At 69.0% G+C, this 6,000-nt stretch carries 8 protein-coding genes and 1 pseudogene; all 9 read left to right on the forward strand.

Translation table 11 applies throughout. The features are described from left to right. The first annotated feature begins 25 nt into the window (after positions 1 to 25). Complete coding sequence (gene rplS / locus QR77_RS30300; RefSeq protein WP_040025190.1) at positions 26 to 376, forward strand: 50S ribosomal protein L19; 351 nt, start codon at positions 26 to 28, stop codon at positions 374 to 376. Positions 377 to 421: 45 nt separating this feature from the next. After that, a complete protein-coding gene (gene lepB, locus QR77_RS30305; protein ID WP_040025191.1) occupies positions 422 to 1,177 on the forward strand; it encodes a signal peptidase I in 756 nt (251 codons plus the stop codon). Next, positions 1,170 to 2,183, forward strand: a pseudogene (lepB, locus tag QR77_RS30310) (signal peptidase I). Before lepB (QR77_RS30305) ends, lepB (QR77_RS30310) begins: the two are co-directional and overlap by 8 nt. Then, complete coding sequence (gene lepB, locus QR77_RS30315; protein ID WP_040028909.1) at positions 2,152 to 3,126, forward strand: signal peptidase I; 975 nt, start codon at positions 2,152 to 2,154, stop codon at positions 3,124 to 3,126. The pseudogene lepB (QR77_RS30310) and the gene lepB (QR77_RS30315) overlap by 32 nt, the downstream one beginning before the upstream one ends. A gap of 59 nt (positions 3,127 to 3,185) precedes the next feature. Further along, positions 3,186 to 3,944 (forward strand): signal peptidase I, encoded by a 759-nt coding sequence (gene lepB, locus QR77_RS30320; protein WP_040025192.1) that lies wholly within the window; start codon positions 3,186 to 3,188, stop codon positions 3,942 to 3,944. 49 nt (positions 3,945 to 3,993) lie between these two features. Next, positions 3,994 to 4,494, forward strand: a complete 501-nt coding sequence (locus QR77_RS30325) for an NUDIX hydrolase (RefSeq protein ID WP_040028910.1) — start codon at positions 3,994 to 3,996, stop codon at positions 4,492 to 4,494. Between the two features lie 54 nt (positions 4,495 to 4,548). Further along, positions 4,549 to 4,857 (forward strand): DUF2469 domain-containing protein, encoded by a 309-nt coding sequence (locus QR77_RS30330; RefSeq protein ID WP_014675276.1) that lies wholly within the window; start codon positions 4,549 to 4,551, stop codon positions 4,855 to 4,857. 172 nt (positions 4,858 to 5,029) lie between these two features. Beyond that, positions 5,030 to 5,392: a YraN family protein gene (locus QR77_RS30335; protein ID WP_040025194.1), complete on the forward strand. Its 363-nt coding sequence runs from the start codon at positions 5,030 to 5,032 to the stop codon at positions 5,390 to 5,392. Then, a partial coding sequence (locus QR77_RS30340) for a magnesium chelatase domain-containing protein (RefSeq protein ID WP_040028911.1) occupies positions 5,393 to 6,000 on the forward strand: 608 nt, incomplete at its 3' end.

Genomic DNA, 6,000 nt, shown 5'->3' on the forward strand with positions numbered 1-6,000 from the left:
GGCATCAGCGAGGAAGCAGATCAACATGACCAGCCTGCTCGACACCGTCGATGCCGCGTCACTGCGCACCGACCTCCCCGCCTTCCGCCCCGGCGACACGGTGAACGTCCACGTACGAGTCATCGAAGGCAACCGCTCGCGTATCCAGCAGTTCAAGGGTGTCGTCATCCGCCGCCAGGGCTCGGGTGTCCGCGAGAGCTTCACCGTCCGCAAGGTCTCGTTCCAGGTGGGCGTCGAGCGCACCTTCCCGGTGCACAGCCCGATCTTCGAGAAGATCGAGCTCGTCAGCCGCGGTGACGTCCGCCGCGCGAAGCTGTACTACCTCCGTGAGCTGCGCGGCAAGGCCGCGAAGATCAAGGAGAAGCGCGACAACTGAGCTGAGGACCGGGCCCCCGGAGCGGCCGGATAAGCTCTCGGCCCGATGAACACCGAAGCACAGCACGCGGAGCGCGGCTCCTCTTCCGAAACCCCTGTCGGGGCGGAAGAGGAGCCGCGCTTTTCGCGTTTCGCGGGCCTTTCCTGGCGCGGAGTCGGGCTGCTCGGCATCGCGTGCGCTCTCTTCGTCCTGCTGTTCAGCCACTTCGTGCTCCAGCCCTTCCTGATCCCGAGCGGCTCGATGGAGCCCACGCTTCAGGTCGGCGACCGCGTGCTGGTCGACAAGTTGGCGTACCGTTTCGGTGCCGAGCCGCACCGTGGTGACGTGGTGGTCTTCGACGGCACCGGATCGTTCGTCCAGGAGCCGCCGGGGGAGAACCCCGTCACCGGGCTGCTGCGCGGGGTGGCCGCGGCCCTCGGTCTCGCGGAGCCCGCCGAGACCGACTTCGTGAAACGCGTGGTCGGGGTGGGCGGCGATCATGTGGTCTGCTGCGACAAGGGGGGCAGGGTCGAGGTGAACGGCCGCGCGGTCGAGGAGCGGTACGTGTATCCGGGCGACGTGCCTTCGCGAGAGCCCTTCGACATCGTCGTACCGCCGGGAACCCTGTGGATGATGGGCGACCACCGGGGCAACTCCAGGGACTCCCGCGATCATCTCGGCGACCCCGGCGGCGGCATGGTCCCGGTGGACAAGGTGATCGGGCGGGCCGACTGGATCGGCTGGCCCTTCGGCCGCTGGTCGTCACTGCCGCGTACCGGCGCCTTCCGGGACGTGACGGATCCGGCCGGCGCCCATGGGTAAGCGGGGCCGTCCGCCCGGCGAGCGCCCGGACGCGGAGCCGGGGGCGGATCCGGCGGCGGGCAGGACGCTGCCGGGACGCGCCGAGCGCCGCAAGCTGGCCCGTAAGGTCAAGCGCAAGCGCCGCCGTTCCGCCGTGTTCGAGATCCCGGTGCTGCTCGTGGTGGCGCTGCTGATCGCCCTCGTGCTCAAGACCTTCCTGGTGCAGGCCTTCGTGATCCCGTCGGGGTCGATGGAGGAGACGATCAGGATCAGCGACCGGGTCCTGGTGGACAAGCTGACCCCTTGGTTCGGTTCGAAGCCCGAGCGCGGCGACGTCGTGGTGTTCAGGGACCCCGGTACGTGGCTCCAGGGCGAGAAGCCGGCTCCGGACACCTCGCCGGTGGTCGTCAAACAGCTCAAGGCGGGACTGACGGACATCGGGCTGCTGCCGTCCGCCGACGAGCAGGATTTGATCAAGCGCGTCATCGGTGTTGGTGGTGACACGGTCAAATGTTGTGACGCCGACGGCAAAATCACTGTCAACGGTGTGCCCCTCGACGAGCCCTACCTACACCCGGGCAATGCGCCGTCAACCATCCCGTTCGAGGTGAAAGTGCCCACAGGGCGAATTTTCGTCATGGGGGACCATCGGGCCGATTCGGCCGATTCGCGCTACCACCTCAGTGAGAAGTTCGACGGCACCGTCTCGGAGAAAGAGGTGGTGGGACGGGCTGTCGTGATCGCCTGGCCGTTCGCGCACTGGAGCAGACTCCAGGTCCCCGCGACCTTCGCGACCGTGCCGGAAGCACGCGCGGGACCGCAGGCGGGCGCGGTCACGTCGAATAGTGTGTCTTCCCAGGATCGATATGGATTGGTCCAACTCCCGAGCCCTGCGGAACTCCCGCTCGTTATGGGAGTGGTGGGCCTGTCCCGGATCAGGGACAGGCGCTCACACGGAGTTAATCGCACGGAATGAAGGAGTGGATGTGGGGGACGTGGCGGTCGGTGCACGATCCGGACACGATGATCCCGAGGATGGACACGAGCAGCTCGCCGAGTCGCCCGCAGCCCCGACGGACAGCGTGAGGGACAGCACGACGGACAGTCCGAGGGACGGTACGCAGGACGGCCCGGACAGCATGAAGGACGGCACCACGGACGAGGAAAACGATCACGAGACTCCGGACGACGGTCCCGGAGAGCGGAAGCAGCGTTCCTTCTGGAAGGAGCTGCCTCTGCTGATCCTGATCGCGCTCGTCCTCGCCCTGCTGATCAAGACGTTCCTGGTGCAGGCGTTCTCCATCCCCTCCGACTCGATGCAGGACACCTTGCAGCGGGGCGACCGGGTGCTGGTGGACAAGCTCACCCCCTGGTTCGGCGCCGAGCCGCAGCGCGGCGAGGTCGTGGTCTTCCACGACCCGGGCGGCTGGCTGGAGGACACGGCGACACCCACCCCGAACGTGGCGCAGAAGTTCCTCAGCTTCATCGGGCTGATGCCGTCGGCGGAGGAGAAGGACCTGATCAAGCGGGTCATCGCGGTCGGCGGCGACACGGTGCAGTGCGAGAAGGGCGGAAAGGTCCAGGTCAACGGGCACCCGCTGAACGAGTCGTCGTACATCTACCCGGGGAACACCCCGTGTGACGACGAGCCGTTCGGGCCGATCAAGGTCCCCAAGGGCCGTATCTGGGTGATGGGCGACCACCGGCAGAACTCGCTGGACTCGCGTTACCACCAGGAGCTGCCCGGGAACGGCACGGTCTCCACCAAGGAGGTCGTGGGCCGTGCGGTCGTCGTGGCGTGGCCGCTCGACCGCTGGGACGCGCTCTCCGTACCCAGCACCTTCGACCAGTCGGGGCTGAGCGCGGCAGCGGGCGCTGCTCCGGCGGCGATCGGGGTGGCGGGTGCCGTTCCGCTCGTGCTGTGGCGCAGGCGGAGGCGCACCGTGACCGGAAGGCGTACCGCCGGGTAGGGTGCCGTCCCAGATCGTCGATCTCCGAGGATCGTTTCTCCGGAACGGGGGCGGCTGGGATGAGCGGAACAGGACGTACGAACGATGGCCGCGGCGGCCTCGGCAGTGCTCTGTCGGGGGTTGCCGTGGCCGTCGGCTGTGTGCTCTTCCTCGGCGGATTCGTCTGGGGTGCCATCGCGTACCAGCCGTACACCGTGCCGACCGACTCGATGACCCCGACCGTGAAGGCGGGGGACCGGGTGCTCGCCCAGCGGATATCGGGCGACGACGTCCGGCGCGGTGACGTCGTCGTCTTCCAGGACCCCGACTGGGGCGACATGCCCATGGTGAAGCGGGTGGTCGGCGTCGGCGGCGACACGGTCGCCTGCTGCGACGCCCACGGGCAGCTCACGGTCAGCGGCAAGGCGATCCCCGAGCCGTACCTCGGCAAGAGCTACAGCGAGCGCGCCTCCGAGTCCACCTTCTCGTCGAAGGTGCCGACCGGGCAGCTCTTCCTGCTCGGTGACGAGCGCAGCGACTCGCTGGACTCCCGGGTGCACATCCAGGACAAGAGCCGGGGCTCCGTGCCGCGCGCCGAGGTGAAAGCGCGTGTCGACGCCGTGGTCTGGCCGCTCGGGAGCCTGATCGGCCGGCCGAACGGCTTCGCGGCACTCCCGGGCGGTGTGTCGTCGCCCGGCCCCCTGAAGCTGGTGGTCGGCGCCGTGGTCGTCGGCGCTGTGCTGATCCTGGGCGGCGCGGCCTACGGGCCGATCGCGCGCCGGAAGCCGAGGACACGCAGGCCCGGCAGGGCGGGTGCGGGGGTGTCCGCCGGTGTCTGACCAGCCGGGGACGGAGAACGCCGACCTCTTGGGGACGCGCGGTGCTGACCTGCCGGAGACGCCCGGCCGGGTGCTGAGGAAGGTCGCGCGGGTGGTTCTGCTCGACCCCGCCGACCGGATTCTGCTGATGCACGGGTACGAGCCCGACGATCCCGCCAAGAGCTGGTGGTTCACGCCCGGCGGCGGGCTGGAGGGCGACGAGACGCGCGAGGAGGCGGCTCTCAGGGAGCTGCGGGAAGAGACCGGGATCACACAGGTCGACCTCGGCCCTGTGCTCTGGCAACGGACCTGCTCCTTCCCGTTCGACGGCCGCCGCTGGGATCAGGACGAGTGGTACTTCCTGGCGCGTACGGAACAGACCGAGACGTCCTCCGGCGGGCTGACCGAACTGGAGCGGCGCAGTGTCGCCGGTCTGAGGTGGTGGACCTCCGCCGAACTTCTCGCGGCACGTGAGACGGTGTATCCGACCAGGCTCGCCGAGCTGCTGCGCACGCTGCTCGACGAGGGGCCCCCGGGTGCGCCGGTGGTCCTCGCCCCCGAAATCGTCTAGGGGCGCGGGGGCGGGAGCACAATAGGGGGACGCACGGCTGAAGGGGAACATGCCATGAGCGCCGAGGACCTCGAGAAGTACGAGACCGAGATGGAGCTGAAGCTCTACCGGGAGTACCGCGATGTCGTCGGTCTGTTCAAATATGTGATCGAGACCGAGCGTCGCTTTTATCTCACCAATGACTACGAGATGCAGGTGCACTCGGTGCAGGGTGAGGTCTTCTTCGAGGTGACGATGGCGGACGCGTGGGTCTGGGACATGTACAGGCCGGCCAGGTTCGTCAAGCAGGTACGGGTCCTTACGTTCAAGGACGTGAATATCGAGGAGCTGAACAAGAGCGATCTCGAACTGCCCGGCGGCTGAAGGGCGTGACGGGGTCCGGTTGAAGGCGTGACGGAGCCCCGGTGGGAGGCGTGACCGGGCTGGTGCGCTCACACGTCCGGGTGGCCGAGTTGTCCACAACTGGTGAGTTATCCACCAAGATCCACTAGTTCCGGGCGATCGCGTCAGAGTCGGTGCCGGAGGTGGTGCCGAAATGAACGCGACGAGGGCACTGGGAAGGTACGGCGAGGACCTCGCCGTACGGGCGCTGATCGCGGTCGGAATGACCGTGCTGGCGCGCAACTGGCGGTGTGGCAGGGCCGGCGAGATCGACATCGTGGCGCGGGACGCGGACGCGCTGGTGGTCTGCGAGGTGAAGACCCGCAGGACGAGTCTGTTCGAGCATCCGATGGCGGCCCTCACACCGGTCAAGAAGGAGCGGCTGAGGCACCTCGCCGCCTGCTGGCTGGAGCGCTCCGGAGGCCCGCCGTCCGGCGGGGTGCGGATCGACCTGGTCGGGGTGCTGCTGCCCCGGCGGGGCGCGCCCGTGGTGGAGCACGCCAGGGGGGTGGTCTGAATGGGGTTCGCACGGGCGTGTTCGGTGGCGCTGGTGGGCGTCGAGGGCGTGGTGGTCGAGGTCCAGGCGGACCTGGAGCCCGGCGTGGCCGCCTTCACCCTGGTCGGCCTGCCCGACAAGAGTCTGGTGGAGAGCCGGGACCGGGTCAGGGCCGCCGTGGTGAACTCGGGCGCCGAGTGGCCGCAGAAGAAGCTCACAGTGGGGCTGAGCCCGGCCTCCGTACCGAAGTCCGGCAGCGGTTTCGATCTCGCCGTGGCCGCCGCGATCCTCGGGGCCGCCGAGCGTATCGATCCCGAGGCCATCGCCGACCTGGTGATGATCGGCGAGCTCGGTCTCGACGGTCGCGTCAGGCCGGTACGCGGGGTGCTGCCCGCGGTCCTCGCGGCGGCGGAGGCCGGCTACCGCCAGGTCGTCGTCCCCGAGCTGACCGCGGGTGAGGCGTCGCTCGTGCCGGGCGTCTCCGTCCTCGGGGTGCGGAGCCTGCGCCAGCTCATCGCCGTCCTCACCGGAGAGCCGGTCCCCGACGAGCCGCGGGAGTCGGGGCGGGAGCGCCCCGACGCCATGCTGGCGGGGCTGATGGTGCCGGGCGCCGGAGTCGGCACGGGCCT

Source organism: Streptomyces sp. 150FB, assembly GCF_000818195.1.
Classification (GTDB): domain Bacteria; phylum Actinomycetota; class Actinomycetes; order Streptomycetales; family Streptomycetaceae; genus Streptomyces.